The following is a 17,250-nucleotide window of genomic DNA, read 5'->3' on the forward strand; positions in this document are numbered from 1 at the left end:
TAACGTCGGATGACGGCCTTGCAGGCCTGATCCGACCTACCTGGCCATGCGCCGGTTCCGCGGACGCAGGTCGGATTAGCTCCGAAGGAGCGTCATCCGACACATTGTTGACGCTGGCGGTAACGTCGGATGACGGCCTTGCAGGCCTGATCCGACCCGCCTGGCCATGCTTCGGTTCCGCGGACGCAGGTCGGATTAGCTCCGAAGGAGCGTCATCCGACACCAGCATCGGCGCCAACAATATGCAGCTTAGGGCCGGCGGTAGCCGCCTTCGATCCAGTTCGCGGCGGACGTGGCGTTGAACTTGAACGCGGCCGAGGTGCGCACCTTGGCGATCTGTTCGCCGTCGGCGTCGTAGGCGCTCAGTTCCGCGTACGGGTGGTCTTCGTCGGGCACGATGTCGAACATCACCTTGATCTGCCCCTCGTCGGTGGCGACGAATACATTCTTGTGCAGTTGCGCATGCAGCTGCTGCTCGTGGCGGCGCAGCACCTCGGACGCCGTCTTGACCAGGGTGTTGAAGGCGTTGACGTCGAGCGGCTTCGGGTTTTTCTTGTCGCGGCCCATGGTCCACGGGCCCACGAGGGCCGGCTCCGGTTCGCCATCCTTGATCATGGCCACGGCCCAGCCTTCATCTTCCTCGTTCTTGATCACGCGCGCCGTCCAGCCATTGCCTACCCACAGGCGCGGCTCCTGGATCGGGGCGTCATTGTCCTGCTCGGCGGATTCGTCGGAAAAGTCGGGAAAATCGGTACTCATGGCGGTGCTCGTGATGGAAGGTCGGGGCTAGCATGATAGTCGAAAACGCCCGCCCGTGCCGCCTTGCCGGCGGCATGGGTGAACCTTCAACGCTTCCTTCCGGCACCTTCCCGGGCAACTGTCAGCACATGGACATGGCAGGCCGGTTGGGCCAGGTCAGCGGCGGACCGGGCGGTATCCAGCGCGGGTCGATGGCCGGCAGCGGCGCATGATAATTAAAAGGATTGATGATGATCGGCGGGATCGCCGATGGCGCGCCGACGGGCTCGGCGCAGGACTGCGTGGCGCTACGCTGGCGCGTGGTTCGATGGTGAAAAAGGGATAGCGATTGATCCCCGGTATCTGCAAACAAAAGCATGTTGCCCTCCTTGCGAGACTGAGGTGTTCAGTATAGGACGGCTTGCGTACATTACAAGAAAAGAAATCTTGTTCCAGATCAGTGTTTTCTGGGCGCCAGCGCCTTCCATACCGTGAAAATGACGGCCTGTCGCACGCCGCTGGCGGCAAGCGGGGCGCGCGCCTACAGTGTGACCATGCAATACCCGATCACCCACACAGCGAGGCTTACCATGAAAAAATTGCTCACCTTCGTCCTCATCGTCATGCTCGCCTGCCTGTTCCTCGACAAGATCGGCGCCACGGACATGCACATGCAGCTCAACGGCGACGAGATCGACGGACCGCTGGAGTGGCTGTTCGGCCTGGTGTTTGCCGGCGGCGGCTTGCTGATCGCCGCCATTGCGCTGGTATGCGGCGCCGTCGTCACGGGCGTGGTGCTGGCCGGCGTGGGCGTGGTGCTGATCGCCGTCGTGGCCCTGTGCGTGGCGCTGGCGCTGGCCTTGAGCACGCCCGTGCTGCTGCCGCTCTTGATTCCCGTCGCCATCGTCTGGCTGATCGTCAGCCGCAACCGCAAGCAGGCACAGACTCGTCAGCACAGCCTGTAATCACTGCGCCATGAACTTGCTGAGCACGCCGTCGCCGCCGCCGTCATTCTGTTCGATGCGGTTGCGCCCGCCCCGCTTGGCCCGGTACAGCGCCTCGTCGGCGCGCGCCAGCACGGCGTCGCAATCGGCATCGGTACCGACCATGGCGGCCATGCCGATGCTCACCGTGATGGTGAGCACAATGCCGCCATCGATGGTCAGCGAACTTTCCGCCACGCGCCGGCGCAGCCGTTCGGCAAACACGGCGGCGGCGCTCAGATCCGTGCCCGGCAGCAAGATGGCGAATTCCTCGCCGCCCACGCGGCCCGGCACGTCGACCTTGCGCAGCGCCTGGCACATCAGCGCGCCCAGGTGACGCAGCACCGCATCGCCCACGGCGTGGCCATGCTCGTCGTTGACGCGCTTGAAGTGATCGATGTCGAGCATCAGCACGCTGGCGCAGCTGGCCAGCTCGCGCTGCAAGCGGGCATGCTCGTTTTCCAGCGACGCCATGAAGTGACGGCGGTTCGGCAAGCCGGTGAGGAAATCCGTGGTGGCCAGCTGCAGCAGTTCCGCGTTCATGCGCTTGCGCTCGGTGATATCGAGCGAAGACACCATGACGAAATCGAGGCTGTCCGCATGCCCGGGCATCACCAGCAGGCTCAATTCATTTTGCCGCGCCGCGCCGTCGAGACGCACGAAGCTGCTTTCGCACTCGTACAGGTGGGCGCCGCCAGCCAGCGCCAGCAACGCATCGCCGAAACGGGGCAAGGCGCTGTCATCGAAATTCTGTGCCAGGCTCAGCGCGCCGCGGCGCTGGTCGTCCTCGTTGGCGCGCACCTGCGCCAGCGCGGCGCCGTTCGCATCGATGATGCGCACCAGGCCCGCCAGCTTCCGCAGCGCATCCGGATTGGCCTGGAAATGGGCGCCCAGGTCGCGCACGCCCGCCTGCTCGAGCGCGTCGAGCGCGGCGCGCACGGCCGACCAGTCCTGTTCCCACAGGGCCACGGGCGCATGGTCGTACAGGCTGCGGAAACGCGCTTCGCCGGCGCGCAGGGCCAGCGCCACCTGCGCCTGTTCGATGGCCATGCCGGCCAGGTGCGCCGCCTCGCTGAGCCGCGCCAGATGCGCCGCGCCCGGCAAGGTCGGCTGGCGGTGATACGCCATCAGCACCCCGAGCAGCTTGCCCGAGCCGCCACGCACGGGCTCGGCCCAGCATGATTGCAGCTGGGCCCGGTACGCCAGTTCCATCGTTTCCTGCACATTGGCATGCAGGTCGCCCACGATCACGCGCTGGCCGTCGCGCACGGCTTGCGCGGCGATGCCATGCACGCCCTGCAGGGTGTCGAGGTCGTGGCCATGGCTGGACAGGTTGAAAAACGCGGGCAAGCTCGGCGCCGCGCCCAGCACCAGGCGGTGGCGGCTTTCATCGAGCAGCAAGATGCTGCACAGCATGGCGGGATGGTCGGCTTGCACGCTGAGCACCACGCTTTCCAGCACCCGTTCCAGCGGCGCGCCCGTGGCCAGCATTTCCAGCACTTGCCGCCGCGTATGCTCGCGCCGCTCCATCTGGCTGCGCTCGCTGATATCGCGGAAGGTCCACAGGCGCGCCTGCTCATTGCCCAGCTGCATGCTGCGCACATATTGTTCGACCACCCGTCCATCGCGCAGGTGCAGCACGTCGCGCCGCTCGCGATGGCCGTGCGGCGCATGGGCGCGTGCTCCCAGGAAAGGTGCAGCCTGCTCCAGCTGGCTTTCCACATGGCGCACCAGCGCCGCGCCATCGGCTTGCCAGTCGAGCGCGTCGGGCACTTGCCACAGGTCGCGGAAACGCCGGTTCGAGGTAAAGATACGGCCATTGATGTTGTCGACCAGAATGCCGTCGATGGTCGAATCGAGGATGCTGCGCAGCATGGCCTGGCTCCGTTGCGCCGCCTCGGCCATCGCCAGCACGCTCGCCTGCCCCTGCTCGAGCTGGCCGGTCAGCTCGCTCGAGCGCGCCAGCGCCGCCTGGGCGCGGGCGCGGCCCGCCGCCAGCAGCCAGGCCGCCAGCGCCAGCACGATGCTGGCCAGCAAACCGGTCCAGGCCACCAGACGGGGCCGCGCCAGCAACTCGCCATCGAAGCCCGGCATGGCGCGCACGCGCAAGGTCCAGGCGCGCCCGGCGATGGTGATCGCCTGCAGCGACACCAGGCTGTCCGAGGCGGCAGAGGACAAGCCGCCCGGCAGGCTGTCATACATCAGGGCCGCCTCGGCCAGTTGCGCGCCGTCATAGATTTCCAGGTCCAGCTGGCGCGCCGCCTCGCCGCCCACGCCCGCCATCAGATCGCCCATGCGGAACGGCGCAAACACCCAGGCGCGCAAGGCGGCGCGCCGCTGCTCCACGCTGGCATGCGGCAAGCCGTTGTCATACACGGGCAGCACAACCAGGAAACCATGCGCCTGGTCGCTGCCGCCATCTTGCACCAGGTGGATCTTGCCCGTCATGGCGGCCTGGCCCGTGTCGCGCGCCTGCTCGAGCGCGGTGCGACGCACGGATTCGGACCAGATGTCATAGCCGAATGCCAGCAGGTTGCTGTCGCTTAAAGGTTCCAGATACGTGATGGGCGCATGCCAGACACGCTGGCCGAACGGACGCACGGCATAGCCGGGATAGCCTTCCGCGCGTACGCTGGCCTCGTGCCGCGCCAGGGCGGCGCCGGGCACCAGCGGCAGGTAGCCGATGCCGTGAATGCCGGGAAAGTTTCGGTCGACCTGCTGCACCGCCAGATAGGCATGGAATTCGCGGCGCGTGACTTCCTGCGAACTGGCATACAGTCCCTGCACCCCGTGCAGCACCTGGATATAGGTCCGCATGCGGCCGGCGATGTTGTTCACCAGTTCGCGCACGCGGAAATCGAAATCGGCCTGCACCTGCTGTTCGCTGGCGTCGTGGGCATTGCGCCAGGCGCCATACGTCAATCCCAGGCACAGCGCCAGCACCAGCGTGGCCAAGGCACGCGGCCCCACCCAGTGCGACACTGGCCGGGCAAACCACGACGAAGACGCGCGTGTAGACATGGCAGGCTGACAGGCAGGACGACATCAAACCGCGACACTGCCGGCAACATGGCTGGCAGCGGGCTGCACGATTACCATCGGTAGTCGATGAGAATGATAGTACGTTACAGCGGGCGCCCTTGCAATGCCGAATATTGTATTAAAAAGACCACATATTTCATCGATGCAATGATGTGTACTCCAGGAAAATTCAATGCCATGAAAACCATTCCCGCCGGCTGCTATGATCGCCCCGTCATCCATCATCAGGGAGCCGCGTTTGCAGCACGATAGCTGGCAGGGAACACTATGGCTGGCGCCGGATTTTGCCATCTTGCATGGCGCAGCGGGCGCCACGGACAATCACGCCCATTATGCGCACCAGCTGATGCTGAGCACGGGCGCGCCCTTCACGGTCGAGCTCGACGGCATCGTCCACACGGCGCGGCACTTGCTGGTCGAGAGCCTGCGCCCGCACGCCATCGTCGCCGCGCCCGCGCCCATGCTGACCATCTATGCGGAACCGCAGCGCCTGGGCAGTGCAGCCTTGCTGGCGGCCGCCGCCCATGCTGGCGCGCCCACGCTGGACAATGTCGCCGCCGCCCTGCAGGCCCAGCCCCGGGAAATCCTGTCCGACGCACGCGTGCAGCGCGCGCTGGAACAGGTCGACATATTGTTGTCGGGCAAGGTCAGCGCGGCGGCCGTGGCAGGGGCCGCGCATTTGTCGCTGAGCCAGCTGGAACGCCTGTTCAGCGCCCAGCTGGGCTTGCCCGTGCGACGGCTGGTGCTGTGGCGCCGCTTGCGCCTGGCCATCCGTTTTATCTTGCTCGGCAATACCTTGACGGACGCGGCCCACGGCGCCGGCTTTGCCGATGCCGCGCATTTTTCGCGCACCATGCGCAGCCTGTTCGGCGTGCGCGCCGACCGCAGCTTGCGCCAGCTCGACGTCAAGCTGCTCGATTGACCTGCCGGCTACGACCCGTGACGCAAGCCGGCCGGCAGCTCGGGCGCGCGCACGCCCTCTTCCGCGCGGAACGGCTCGAGCAACTGCGGCAGGTAGGCCACGGGATAGTCGGGACGGCTGCCGATGCCCAGGTCCTCGCCCCGCATGCGGTACTCCGGTGCATCGAAGGCCGTGCCCAGCAGGCGGTCCCAGCAGGTAAAGAACAGGCCGAAATTCACGTCGCCGGCCGTGCCGTATTTCATGTGATGAAAACGGTGCAGCGGCGCCCAGGCAAACACGTGGCGCAGCGGCCCCATGCGCATGTCGACATTCGCGTGCTGCAGCAACAGCTGGATCGCTACGGCAAACGCCAGCACGGCCATGACACGCTCAGGTATGCCCAGCAGCAATAAGGGCAGCATGCCGCCCGCCGCTTCCAGCAGCAGATGCAGCGGGTGTTTCATCCAGCCATTGAAACCATACAGGCGCTGCACGCTGTGGTGCACGGCATGCAGTTTCCACAGAAAGTAATAATGATGACTCAGGTAATGCACCAGGGTAATGCCGCAGTCGGCGATGAGGATGGCCAGCAGCAGTTGCGCCCAGAACGGCAGCTGGCCCGGCCAGAATGCGCCCAGCGCCAGGTGCCCTGCCAGCAGGGGAAAGGCAGCCAGGCCCAGCAGGTACAGCGCCTCGTTGACAAGCGCGTGCACGACATCGCGCCAGCCGTCGCCGTGCGCGTGGTTCCACGCGCCGTCATACGGCAGGTAGCGTTCGGCAAGAAAGGAAGTGAGCAGGGCCAGCAGCAGCAAGGGCGGCAAGACCCAGAGGAAGTAGTGGCACGCCGCGATCAGGCAAGCGGCGGCGCCGATGAAGCCGGCCCAGAAGACGGGGCCGTACAGCGCGGCAAAGAGGGATGTCATGGCAAGGCGCTCCTGTGGCAAAAACCACAGCATGGCTTGTCCCCCTGCCGCGCCGCTTGAAGAAACGGCGCAACTGACTTACAACGTGCTTACTTTGCAGCTTTCCTCGCCGCGTATTGCTGGTAGCCGTTCGCGCGCAGGGCGCAGGCGGGGCAAGTGCCGCAGCCATAGCCCCAGTCGTGCAATTCGCCACGCTCACCCAGGTAGCAGGTGTGTGTGCCGCTGCGGATCAGGTCGACCAGCGGCTGGCCGCCCAGGTCTTCCGCCAGGTCCCAGCTTTGCGCCTTGTCCAGCCACATCAGCGGTGTTTCCAGTTTCAAACGCGTGTTCATGCCCAGGTTCAGGGCCACTTGCAGCGCCTTCATCGTGTCGTCGCGGCAATCCGGGTAGCCGGAAAAATCCGTCTCGCACATGCCGCCCACCAGCACCGTCAAGCCGCGGCGGTAAGCCACGGTGGCGGCTACCGTCATGAACAGCAAGTTGCGGCCGGGCACGAAGGTGTTCGGCAAGCCGTTTTCCTGCATGACGATCTCGACGTTCTGCGTCATGGCCGTATCGGAAATGGCGGAAATCAGGGACAGATCGATCATGTGATCCTGACCCAGGCGGCGGTCCCACTCGGGCGACTGCCGGCGCATCTGTTCCAGCACGCCGGGACGCACGGTCAGTTCGATCGCATGGCGCTGTCCATAGTCAAAACCGATGGTTTCGACGCGGCTATAGTGCTTGAGAGCCCAGGCCAGGCAGGTGGTGGAATCTTGTCCACCGCTAAAGAGCACCAGTGCGGAGTCCGTTGCTAGCATAATTTCTTTCTTTTCAGTTTGATTCTGTTCCAATTGTGCGCGGAGAAACATGATTCCCAGCGCAAAAAATACTTATTCGTCCGCCATCAGTTTACCTATTCCGGTAACATGCAGTCAGCATTTACTCATCTGGAGCACCATGTTTTCTGCACGACCCATACGGCATACGGCTGCCGGCAAGGCGATACGACCACGAATTTTGGCACAAGTAGTGACAAAAGCAATGGGTCAACTGACACTGGCGGCCGCCGGCAGTGTCATCTCGCTGTTTCCCATCGCCCATGCCGGCGCGCAGGAGGGTACGCAGGAACGCACGCAAGATGCCGTTGCGGACAGCCCCGCCACGGAAACGGCGCCCGCCCCGCTGCAGTACGAGGTCAAGGTCAACGCGCCCGGCGACCTCGATGAGTTGCTGGAAAAAAACCTGGACCTGGAACGCTTCCGCGGCAACCCGCGCATGGACCGCGAGCAATTGCAGCGCCTCGTGCGCGATACGCCCGAGCAAGCCAAAAACCTCATCGCCACGGCCGGCTACTACACGCCTGTCGTCACGGTGCGCGTCGACACGACGGGCGCCAAACCCGTCGTCATCGTCGACGTCGATCCGGGCCAGCCGGTGACCATCGACAAGGTCGAGCTGGAATTGCGCGGCTTCGATCCCACGCCGCCGCTGGCCGCTTCCGAACCCTACGATACGGAAGCGCTGAAACGCAGCTGGGCCCTGAAGACGGGCAGCGTGTTCCGCCAGGCGGAATGGGAAGCGGCCAAGCGCGCGCTACTGCGCGAAGTGGTGCAGACGCGCTACCCGCGCGCCCAGCTGGTCGATACGCAAGCCGTGGTCGACCCGGAAACGCACAAGGTCTCGCTGCTGGTGGTGCTCGACAGCGGCCCCGAGCTGCGCTTCGGCGAGCTGCGCATCGAAGGCTTGAAACGCTACGATGCCAGCATCATCCGCAACCTCGACAAGATACGCCCGGGCGACTATTACAGCGAATCGGCGCTGCAATCGTTCCAGGCGCGCCTGCAGGACACGGGCTACTTTGCCAGCGTGGAAGTCAGTGCCGACATGAGCAGCATCCTGGGCGAACAGATCGAGGCGGGCCAGGAAAGCCAGCAAGCCGAGGCCGCCGGCGCCGCACCAGAAGCCAGGCCCGCCAACCGCGGCCCCGCGCCGCAGCTGCCGCTGGTGGTGCGCGTGACGGAAAACAAGCAGCAGAACGTCAGCGCCGGTCTCGGTTTCAGTACGAATACGGGGAACCGTGCCCAGCTCAACTATGACAACCTCAACGTGTGGGGCACGCGCTTCAAGAGCGCGATCACCATGGAAACGAAAAAACAGGCGGCGCACGCCAATTTTTACTTTCCGACGACCGAGCGCGGCTACAACGACAGCGCCGGCGCCTCGTTCGAACGCAGCGATATTTCCAATGAAATCACGGCCGTCACCACCATCTCGGCCAAGCGCAACTGGGGCGGCACCAACCTCGAACGCAGCCTGACGTTCGAGTTCCTCAGCGAAGACAAGACCGTGGTGGGCCTGGAACAGACGCGCAGCAAGAGCTTGCCGCTGACCTATGCCATCACCAAGCGCAGCCTCGACAGCCTGCTGTTCCCCACCAAGGGCTACGTCATCAACGCCCAGGTGGGCGGCGCCCTGCTGCCCCTGCTGACGGACGAGCGCTTCGTGCGCGTGGCCGGCAAGGCCGTGTATTACCGTCCGCTCGGCGAAAAGGGCGAGCTGATCGTGCGCGGCGAAATGGGCGCGCTGGGCTCGAAGGAAAAACGCGGCGTGCCGGCCGTCTACCTGTTCCGCGCGGGCGGCGACCAGTCGGTGCGCGGCTACGGCTACCAGGAACTGGGCGTGAAGGAAGGCGACGCCACCATCGGCGGGCGCTACATGCTCACCGGCAGCGCCGAATACCAGTACTGGTTCAAGCCGAAATGGGCCATTGCCGCCTTCTATGACGCCGGCAACGCGGCCGACACGGTCAAAGCGGCCATGACGCCGAAATCGGGCTACGGCCTGGGCGGGCGCTACAAGAGCCCCGTCGGCCCCATCAATGTCGACGTGGCGTATGGCCACGCCATCCACGCCTACCGTTTGCACTTTTCTCTGGGATTCACTTTCTGATGTCCGATATTTCTACCGAGTCCCCCAACGGCGCCGCGCCGCCACCGCCGGCGAAAAAACCGCGCCGCTGGGTGCGCTATGTGCTGATCGCCGTCGCCAGCCTGGCCGTGCTGCTGGGCGCCGGCTTCTGGTTCCTGGGCCGCGAATCGACCTTGCAGATGCTGGTGCAAAAAGTGGCCAGCGCCAGCGGCGGCGACATCGCAGTGTCGGGCGTGTCCGGCTCGCTGTACAACCGCATGCACCTGGGCCACGTCAGCTACCGCAGCAAGACGCAGCACATCACGGCCGACAACATCGACATCAACTGGTCGCCGTTCCAGTTCTTCTCGGAAGGCATCGCCATCAGCGAACTGCACGTGGCCAGCCTGTCCGTGGAAAGCACGGCGCCGTCCGAGGAACCGTCGACCATGCCCGCCAGCCTGGCCGCGCCTTTTAAAATCGGCATTGCCGACGCGCGCCTGGACAAGGTGACCCTCGTCAGCGCGGGCGGCAATACGGTGTTTGAAAAAATCCATTTCACCTTGTCGGGCGACAAGTCGCAATGGCAGCTGGAAGATGCCTCGGCCGTCACGCCGTTCGGCCAGGCCACGGCCAGCGCGACGATCGCCGCCACGCAGCCGTTCAAGCTCAGCGGCAAGGCGGGCTTGACGCAGATCAACCCTGCCGCCGGCGAAAAACCGGCCGCCCTGGCGCTGCAGCTGGGCGGCGACCTGAACGTGCTGAACGTCACGGCCAAGGGCAGCGCGGGCGCGGCCACGGCCGACGCCCAGCTGGCGCTGGCGCCGTTCGACCCCGTCATCATCCTGCGCTCGGCCAGCATCAAAGGCCGCAACATCAATCCGGGCAAGTTCGACGCCACCTTGCCGCAGGCGGACCTGAGCCTGGAACTCGATGCCGCCATCGACACCCGGCCGACGAAGCAAACCGTGTCGGGCAAGCTGGCCATCCTCAACCACGCCACGCCGGGCCCCATCGACCAGCAAAAGCTGCCGCTGCGCCAGTTCGAGGCGCGCCTGGGCGGCACCCTGACGGCCACGACCTTGGAGTCGGCCATCATCGATTTCGGCAACGCGGGCAAGTTCACGGGCGGCGGCAAACTCAACCGCGACGCCGTCGATGGCCCCATCGGCAATGCGCAACTGACCTTGCACACGGACAAGATCGACTTGCAGCACATCTACAGCAGCATCAACAGCACGAAGATCGTCGGCGACATCGTGCTCGACAGCGACGGCAAGACGCAAACCCTGCGCGCCAAGCTGGGCGAAGCCAAGCTGCGCCTGGACATGGAAGCCACCCTGGCCGATTCGCTCGTGCAACTGCGCAAGGCCACCTTGCAGGCAGGCAAAAGCAGCGTCAACGCGACGGGCCAGATCAGCCTGAAGGATGAGCAACCGTTCAAGGCCGTGGCCAGCACCAGCCGCCTCAATCCCGCCGACTTCGGCGCCTTCCCCGTGGCCGACCTGAACCTCGACGTGCGCGCCCATGGCCACGTGGCCCCCAAGTGGCTGGCGAACGCGGACTTCACCGTGCGCCCCAGCAAGCTGCTCGACCAGCCCCTGTCCGGCAAGGGCAAGCTGACGGCCGATGCGGCCCACTTCAGCGGCATCGACGTGCAGCTGGCGCTGGGCAAGAACAACGTGACGGCCAAGGGCAACTTTGGCGGCGCCGGCGAAAAGCTCAACTGGAATGTCGATGCACGCCAGCTCTCCGCCCTGCAGGGCGACTTGCTGGGCACGGTGCTGGCCAGCGGCGTGGTGCAGGGCACGCTGCAGCAGCCACGCACGAGCTTTGTGGCCGACGCGAAAGGACTGGGCCTCACCAGCGGCAAGCGCCCCGCACCCGACAGCGCCATCCACGCCAGTGGCGAAGTGGGCTTGACGGGTCCGAAGCAGCAGGCGGAATTGAAAATGACGGGTTCCTTGCAAAAGATCAACCCGGCCGCGTTTGGCGCATCCATGCCCAACGGCAACGTGAATGCGGATTTCAACGGCAGCGGCCGCCTCACCAGCGACTGGCAAGTGGCCCTTAACCTGGCCCTGCGCGAATCGACCCTGCAAAACGCCCCGCTGGCCGGCTATGCCAAGCTGTCGGCCAACGCGAAACGCATCGACAGCGTGGATACGGAACTGCGCCTGGGGCCGAACAGCCTGCTGGCCAAGGGCGCGCTGGGCGGCGCCACCGACCAGCTGACGTGGAAGCTCGATGCGCCGCAACTGTCGACCCTGGGTCCCAAGTTTGCCGGCGTGCTGCATGCGGCCGGTTCCGTCTCGGGCAAGATGGACGCGCCCGCCGCGCAATTGACGCTCGATGGCAAGGACCTGACCTTCTTTGGCGACCAGCAATTGAAAGCCGTCAAAGGCAGCGCCAGCGTGGGCACCGGCCAGGGCGCGCTCGACCCCATGGTCAGCAGCCTGGAGATCACGGGCTACAGCACGCCCACCTTCAAGCTGGCCAGCGCCCGCCTGGGCACGACGGGCACGCGCGGCAGCCATACGGTCAGTTTGACGGCGCGCAATGACGATTTCGATGCCACCGTGCAAATCCGCGGCAGCCAGAGCGGCGCCGCCTGGACGGGCAGCATCGACAGCCTGCAAAACAAGGGCCGCTATGCGCTCGTGCTGCAAGCGCCCGTGCCCGTGAAAGTGGCGGGACCGGCCGGCAGCGGCGTGGCGGGCCTGGGCCAGCCCGAGCAGATCAGCGTGGGCAACACCGTCATCAAATTGCCGGCAGGCAGCATCACCATGCAAAACCTCGTCAAGAACGGCCCCCGCTGGACCAGTTCCGGCCAGGCGGCCGGCGTGGCCCTGACCTATCTGGCGCAGGTCATTCCCTCGCTGCAAGCCAATGCGCGCAGCGACCTGACCCTGGGCGCGCAATGGTCGCTCGACATGCAGGTGCCGACGGCCAAGCAGAAAGACCCGTCACTGGCGGGCATGCTGCACATCTACCGCGAAAAAGGCGACGTGACGGTGGGCGTGGAACAGCCGCTGGCGCTGGGCTTGCGCACCTTCGATGCGCGCGTGGATGTCGCCAACCAGCAGCTGCGCCTGGCCGTGAAACTCGATGGCGCGCGCGCGGGCCAGAGCGATATCAATGCCACCGTGCAAATGCTGAGCGGGCGCATCAGCAACGACAGCGCCCTCTCCCTGACGGGCACCACCAGCATCGATTCACTGGCGTGGCTGGCGCCGCTGACGGGGCAGCCGGGCCTGGAACTGGGCGGCGCCTTGAAGGTGGCCCTGTCCGGCAGCGGCACCATCGGCGCGCCGCAATTGAATGGCGACATCAACGGCAGCAAGCTGCTGGTGAACTGGGCCGACCAGGGCTTGAAATTGCGCAATGGCGTGCTGCAAGCCAAGCTGGCCGGCGATCAATTGCAATTGCAGCGTTTGAGCTTTGACGGCGGCGACGGCAAGGTGCAGGCCGATGGCTGGGTACGCTTTGCCAATGGCGAAGCGAGCCTGGAACTGAAGCTGATGGCCGACCGCCTGCAGGCGCTGTCGCGCCCGGACCGCACCCTGGTCCTGTCGGGCAACAGCACCCTGGTGCGCAATGACAAGCGCTTCAGCTTCGAGGGCAAGTTCAAGGCCAACCGCGCGCTGATCGAGCTGGCGCCGCAAGATACCCCCACGCAAAGCAGCGACGTCGTGGTGCTGGGCAAGGAAGTCAAGGGCAGCAAGGAAGCGCCGTCGCTGCCGCTGAATATCGACCTGGAATTTGACCTGGGCAACGCTTTCCACCTGCGCGGCATGGGGCTCGATGCCGACCTGGCCGGCAATGTGCGCGCCAGAGTCATCAACCGCGCCGCGCCGCGCGTGACGGGCAGCATCAAGGTCACGAACGGCCAGTACGCCGCGTATGGACAGAAGCTGTCGATCGAGCGGGGCCTGATCGCCTTCACGGGCGCCTACGACAACCCGTCACTGAATATCCTGGCCGTGCGCAAGCGTCCCGAAGGCGAAGCGCTGTCGGAAACGAACGTGGAAGCGGGCGTGGAAGTGCGCGGCACGGCGCAGGCGCCGACGGCCAAGCTGGTGTCCACGCCGAGCGTGTCGGACAGCGACAAGCTGGCATGGCTGATTCTCGGCCACGGCGCGGAAACGGCGGCCGGCGATGAAATGGCGCTCTTGACGACGGCCGCAGGCGCCCTCTTCGGCGGCTCCGGCGGCGGCTTGCAGGGCAAGCTGGCCAATTCGCTGGGCCTCGACGAAGTGGGCCTGTCGCAGGCGCAAGGGCTGGAAAGCACGGTCGTCACCGTCGGCAAGCGCCTGTCGTCGCGCGCCTACCTGACGTTCGAGCAAGGCACGAGCACGGCGACGAGCCTGGTCAAGCTGCGCTACAAACTGAACCGCCGCATCACTTTGCAGTTCCAGACGGGCACGAACAATGCGCTGGACGTGTTGTATACGTGGGCGTTTGACTAGAATGGCGGCCAACAATGTTGTCGGATTACGCGGGGCGTGGCCCCGCTAATCCGACCTACGGCCCATGTGCCTCCACGTAGGTCGGATTCGCGGCGCAGCCGCGTAATCCGACACCACCGAAACAACAAAGGGCGCCTCGGCGCCCTTTGCTGTTTCTACTGCCAACCCAAGAAAATACTGGGGTCAGACCCGGCGGGTCTGACCCCGGCACTCACTTACTCGGCCACGTCGAGCCCCCGCTCAATCATGCCTTCGACATACGCGCGCAGATATTGCTCCAGCGCGGGGCCGGACAGCACATTGGCCGTCAGCGCGCCGTGCGGCGAGCCTTTCAGCACGCCGTCGTGGTACACGCGCGCAATCCAGGCCACATCCGCGCCCTGGGTGTAATCGAGTTCATAGTCGAACGATTCTCCGCTGACTTTGCGTGTGTAGACTTCCTTGACAATTGCCATCTAAAACAGCCTTTCTTGACGAGATTAACTGGGATGCGGGTGCGGCACGGGATCGTCCTGCGGCACCGGGTGCACGGGCCCCGGATGGTGCCCGGGCGCTTCTTGCGGCTCCGGCGCCGGCATGGGTTCATCGACGGGCGCCGGGTCGGGCGCGCGGTGGGCATGGATGACGGTCATGGCTGGCCTCCCTGCAGACAAAAGAAGACCATACCACGAGTTGCGCGCCGCCGCCCTTATTTGCCGGCCGGCTTGACGTCGGCGGCCGGCGGCGCCGCGTTCTTCACATATTTCTCCAGCCAGTTGTTGCTTTCATACAGCATCTGCATGATCGATTCGCGCGCGCGGTAGCCGTGGCTCTCGTTCGGCAGCATCACCAGGCGCGCCGTGCCGCCCAGTCCCTTGACGGCCTGGAACATGCGCTCGCTCTGGATGGGGAAGGTGCCCGAGTTGTTGTCCTGCTCGCCATGGATCATCAGCAGCGCATCCTTGATCTTGTCCGCATAATTAAACGGCGACATGGCCTGGTAGACGGCCGGCGCCTGCCAGAACGGGCGCTCTTCGGCCTGGAAGCCGAACGGCGTCAGGGTGCGGTTGTAGGCGCCGCTGCGGGCGATGCCGGCGCGGAACAGCCGCGTGTGCGCCAGCAGGTTGCCCGTCATAAAGGCGCCATACGAGTGGCCGCCGATGGCGATGCGGTTGCGGTCCGACACGCCCCGCTTGACCACTTCCTCGACGGCCGCCTCGGCATCGGCCACCAGCTGCGGCAGATACGTGTCGTTCGGCTCCTGCTCGCCATTGCCGACGATGGGGAACGATGGATTGTCGAGCACGGCGTAGCCCATGGACAGGAAGGCGGCCGGGCCCCAGTAGCTGACGGCATTGAATTTGTAGGGCGAGCCCTTGGTCTGGCTGGCGGCGCTGGCCGTCTTGAATTCCTGCGGATACGCCCACATCAGGGTCGGCAGCGGGCCGTCGCGCTTGACGTCGTAGTTCGGCGGCAGCATCAATGTCGCCGTCAAGTCCACGCCGTCGGCGCGCTTGTAGCGGATCAGCTCTTTCTGCACGTCCTTCAGTTGCGGCAGCGGATGGGGGAAATGCGTGAGGGCCGTCAACTGCGCGGCGCCCCGCTGTTTCAGATTGCGCACATAGTAATTCGGCTGCTCGGTCGGCGATTCGCGCGTCGACAGCAAACGGCTGCCGTCCTCGTCCAGCACGGCCACCACGTTTTCATAGTAGGGGGCGGCGCTCTGGAACAGGCGCTCCTTCTGCTTCGTCGCCAGGTTCAGGCGGTCGATGAACGGCCGGTCGCCCTCCTTCGATGCGCCCTGCCCGTCGAGCAGGATGGAACCGTCAGCGGCGATGAGCAAACGCGGCAAGCCGGCCGCGTCCGTGCGCATGACGGGCTGGCCCGGATCGTTGTAGCGGTCTTCGAACGATCCCGCGTACACGAGGTCGGCCGGCGTGGACGGTTGATCTGGCGCAATGCGCCACTGCTTGACGGCGCGCGTCTTGTACCACGCTTCGCCGAGCAGTGCCAGATCGCCGCGGCCCCAGGCCACGCCCACGTAGCGCGAACCGAGCCTGGCCAGCACGGCCGGCTTGGCGGTGAACGGCGCCGCCTGCGTGTAGACGATGTCGCGGATCTCGGCCGCCCTGGCCGGGTCGCCGCCATCCTGCGCTTCGGCCCATACCAGGGTGGCGGGCGCATCGACGCGCCAGCTGACGGAGCGCACGCCGGCGGACACGGCATCATTGCCCGGCGGCAGCCCTTCCTCCAGCGGCAGGGCCGCCACTGCGTGCTCCACCTTGCCATTCAGGTCGCGCACGTCGATCTTGTGGCCGAAATCATGCGCCGGCACGATATACGAATACGGACGCACGATGCTGGTCGTCAGCAGGTGCTTGCCATCGGGCGAGGCCGAGACGCGCGAGAACTGGCCCGGCTGGCCGACCAGGCGCTGCTTGCCCGCCACGTCCAGCAAGGCCAGCTGCACCGTGATGTAGTGTTCGAACAGCTGCGCATCCTGTTCGTTTTTCAGCAAGTCGGGATAGGTGCGCAATTGCTTGACGCCGCCGCCCGGCACGCTGTCCTGGATGGACGGGCCCGTCGGGATGCCGCTGGCCACGGGCGCCGCGCCGAGATTGGCCGGCTTCAGCTGCACCAGCAAGGTCTTGCTGTCTGGCATCCAGGAAAAGCCGCGGCCATACACGGCCGACAGGGGGGTGCTGGACAGCTTGCGCGCCGCCTTCGTCTGCACGTCGAGCAGCCACAGTTCCACGCCCGACTCCTTCACGCCCCTGGCGGGATCGGCAAAGGCGATGTGCGTAAAGGCCAGGTAGCGCTGGTCGGGCGACCAGGCCAGGTCGGCGATGCGGGGCGCTGCGGGCAAGCCGCTGACCTTGATTTCCTTCTGCGTATCGATGTCGAGCAAGCCCAGTCCCGTGTGGAAACTGAAGCGGCTGGCCGAATACGTGCGCGGATTGATGCGCAAGCCCGCCAGCTTCAGTTCCGGCTGCGCCACTTCGCCGATGCCGGGCAAGGATGGCGTGGGCAGCACGGCGGCCAGGTTGCGTTTCGGGCTCAGGCTCAGGGTCGGCGCGCGCGGCGCATCGACGATGGCTTGCAGGGGCGCGGGCGGGGCTTGATAAGCGCCATCTTGCGCCATGGCCAGGGAAGACGAGGCCATCAAGCCGACAGTGATGGGCAGCAAAGGCAAACGTGTAGACATGGAACTCCAGTGTATGAAGGTGGTGACAACAAGCGAGCGCACCGCGCCGCTCATGGCGGCGCTTTGTGACAGGGCATAGTGCGTTCAGGCCAAGTAAATGTCAACCAGCAACTTTTAC

The 17,250-nt window shown here is 65.5% G+C and carries 12 protein-coding genes; 4 read left to right on the forward strand and 8 right to left on the reverse strand.

Annotated elements, in window-relative coordinates; translation table 11 throughout:
• Window positions 1-249 precede the first annotated feature (249 nt).
• Together OX462_RS25335 and OX462_RS25340 are read right to left on the reverse strand one after the other, a co-directional pair.
• Window positions 250-759: a hypothetical protein gene (locus OX462_RS25335; protein ID WP_086140372.1), complete on the reverse strand. Its 510-nt coding sequence runs from the start codon at window positions 757-759 to the stop codon at window positions 250-252.
• A 121-nt stretch (window positions 760-880) separates the two neighbouring features.
• Complete coding sequence (locus OX462_RS25340; protein ID WP_143449926.1) at window positions 881-1,117, reverse strand: hypothetical protein; 237 nt, start codon at window positions 1,115-1,117, stop codon at window positions 881-883.
• Window positions 1,118-1,328: 211 nt separating this feature from the next.
• Between OX462_RS25340 and OX462_RS25345 the strand changes: the two genes are divergently transcribed.
• Entirely contained in the window at window positions 1,329-1,703 is a 375-nt protein-coding gene (locus OX462_RS25345; protein ID WP_083287436.1) for a hypothetical protein, read from the forward strand.
• Here OX462_RS25345 and OX462_RS25350 read toward each other — a convergent pair whose 3' ends face one another.
• Entirely contained in the window at window positions 1,704-4,742 is a 3,039-nt protein-coding gene (locus OX462_RS25350) for a sensor domain-containing diguanylate cyclase (protein WP_409027334.1), read from the reverse strand. It abuts the gene before it with no gap.
• A 259-nt stretch (window positions 4,743-5,001) separates the two neighbouring features.
• Between OX462_RS25350 and OX462_RS25355 the strand changes: the two genes are divergently transcribed.
• On the forward strand, window positions 5,002-5,685 hold the full coding sequence (locus OX462_RS25355) for a helix-turn-helix domain-containing protein (protein ID WP_409027335.1): 684 nt from the start codon (window positions 5,002-5,004) through the stop codon (window positions 5,683-5,685).
• A gap of 8 nt (window positions 5,686-5,693) precedes the next feature.
• Here OX462_RS25355 and OX462_RS25360 read toward each other — a convergent pair whose 3' ends face one another.
• Together OX462_RS25360 and queC are read right to left on the reverse strand one after the other, a co-directional pair.
• Window positions 5,694-6,587, reverse strand: coding sequence for a sterol desaturase family protein (locus OX462_RS25360; RefSeq protein ID WP_409027336.1), 894 nt, complete (start codon window positions 6,585-6,587; stop codon window positions 5,694-5,696).
• A gap of 89 nt (window positions 6,588-6,676) precedes the next feature.
• Window positions 6,677-7,390, reverse strand: coding sequence for a 7-cyano-7-deazaguanine synthase QueC (gene queC, locus OX462_RS25365; RefSeq protein WP_409027337.1), 714 nt, complete (start codon window positions 7,388-7,390; stop codon window positions 6,677-6,679).
• Window positions 7,391-7,613: 223 nt separating this feature from the next.
• Here queC and OX462_RS25370 point away from each other — a divergent pair, with 223 nt between their 5' ends.
• Together OX462_RS25370 and OX462_RS25375 are read left to right on the forward strand one after the other, a co-directional pair.
• On the forward strand, window positions 7,614-9,521 hold the full coding sequence (locus OX462_RS25370) for an autotransporter assembly complex protein TamA (protein WP_409027338.1): 1,908 nt from the start codon (window positions 7,614-7,616) through the stop codon (window positions 9,519-9,521).
• Window positions 9,521-13,948 carry a translocation/assembly module TamB domain-containing protein gene (locus OX462_RS25375; protein WP_409027339.1) on the forward strand — a complete coding sequence of 1,476 codons (4,428 nt, stop codon included), beginning with the start codon at window positions 9,521-9,523 and terminating at the stop codon, window positions 13,946-13,948. Before OX462_RS25370 ends, OX462_RS25375 begins: the two co-directional genes overlap by 1 nt.
• A gap of 215 nt (window positions 13,949-14,163) precedes the next feature.
• Here the strand turns inward: OX462_RS25375 and OX462_RS25380 are convergent, their stop codons facing one another.
• The 3 genes from OX462_RS25380 to OX462_RS25390 are packed head-to-tail and all read right to left on the reverse strand — an operon-like array spanning window position 14,164 to window position 17,132.
• Window positions 14,164-14,403: a hypothetical protein gene (locus OX462_RS25380; protein WP_034753464.1), complete on the reverse strand. Its 240-nt coding sequence runs from the start codon at window positions 14,401-14,403 to the stop codon at window positions 14,164-14,166.
• Window positions 14,404-14,427: 24 nt separating this feature from the next.
• Entirely contained in the window at window positions 14,428-14,580 is a 153-nt protein-coding gene (locus OX462_RS25385; protein WP_219887385.1) for a hypothetical protein, read from the reverse strand.
• Between the two features lie 56 nt (window positions 14,581-14,636).
• Window positions 14,637-17,132, reverse strand: a complete 2,496-nt coding sequence (locus tag OX462_RS25390; RefSeq protein ID WP_409027340.1) for an alpha/beta hydrolase family protein — start codon at window positions 17,130-17,132, stop codon at window positions 14,637-14,639.
• Window positions 17,133-17,250: the final 118 nt, after the last annotated feature.

It is taken from the genome of Janthinobacterium aestuarii (assembly GCF_046113285.1).
In the GTDB taxonomy this organism is placed as follows: Bacteria; Pseudomonadota; Gammaproteobacteria; order Burkholderiales; family Burkholderiaceae_D; genus Janthinobacterium.

What these genes read in the sequence shown, in the direction of transcription:
- OX462_RS25385 (WP_219887385.1), bottom strand. Translation starts at nt 14,580, where the DNA reads ATGACCGTCATCCATGCCCACCGCGCGCCCGACCCGGCGCCCGTCGAT.
- OX462_RS25370 (WP_409027338.1), top strand. Translation starts at nt 7,614, where the DNA reads ATGGGTCAACTGACACTGGCGGCCGCCGGCAGTGTCATCTCGCTGTTT.
- OX462_RS25375 (WP_409027339.1), top strand. Translation starts at nt 9,521, where the DNA reads ATGTCCGATATTTCTACCGAGTCCCCCAACGGCGCCGCGCCGCCACCG.
- queC (WP_409027337.1), bottom strand. Translation starts at nt 7,390, where the DNA reads ATGCTAGCAACGGACTCCGCACTGGTGCTCTTTAGCGGTGGACAAGAT.
- OX462_RS25345 (WP_083287436.1), top strand. Translation starts at nt 1,329, where the DNA reads ATGAAAAAATTGCTCACCTTCGTCCTCATCGTCATGCTCGCCTGCCTG.
- OX462_RS25360 (WP_409027336.1), bottom strand. Translation starts at nt 6,587, where the DNA reads ATGACATCCCTCTTTGCCGCGCTGTACGGCCCCGTCTTCTGGGCCGGC.
- OX462_RS25340 (WP_143449926.1), bottom strand. Translation starts at nt 1,117, where the DNA reads ATGCTTTTGTTTGCAGATACCGGGGATCAATCGCTATCCCTTTTTCAC.
- OX462_RS25380 (WP_034753464.1), bottom strand. Translation starts at nt 14,403, where the DNA reads ATGGCAATTGTCAAGGAAGTCTACACACGCAAAGTCAGCGGAGAATCG.
- OX462_RS25335 (WP_086140372.1), bottom strand. Translation starts at nt 759, where the DNA reads ATGAGTACCGATTTTCCCGACTTTTCCGACGAATCCGCCGAGCAGGAC.
- OX462_RS25350 (WP_409027334.1), bottom strand. Translation starts at nt 4,742, where the DNA reads ATGTCTACACGCGCGTCTTCGTCGTGGTTTGCCCGGCCAGTGTCGCAC.
- OX462_RS25390 (WP_409027340.1), bottom strand. Translation starts at nt 17,132, where the DNA reads ATGTCTACACGTTTGCCTTTGCTGCCCATCACTGTCGGCTTGATGGCC.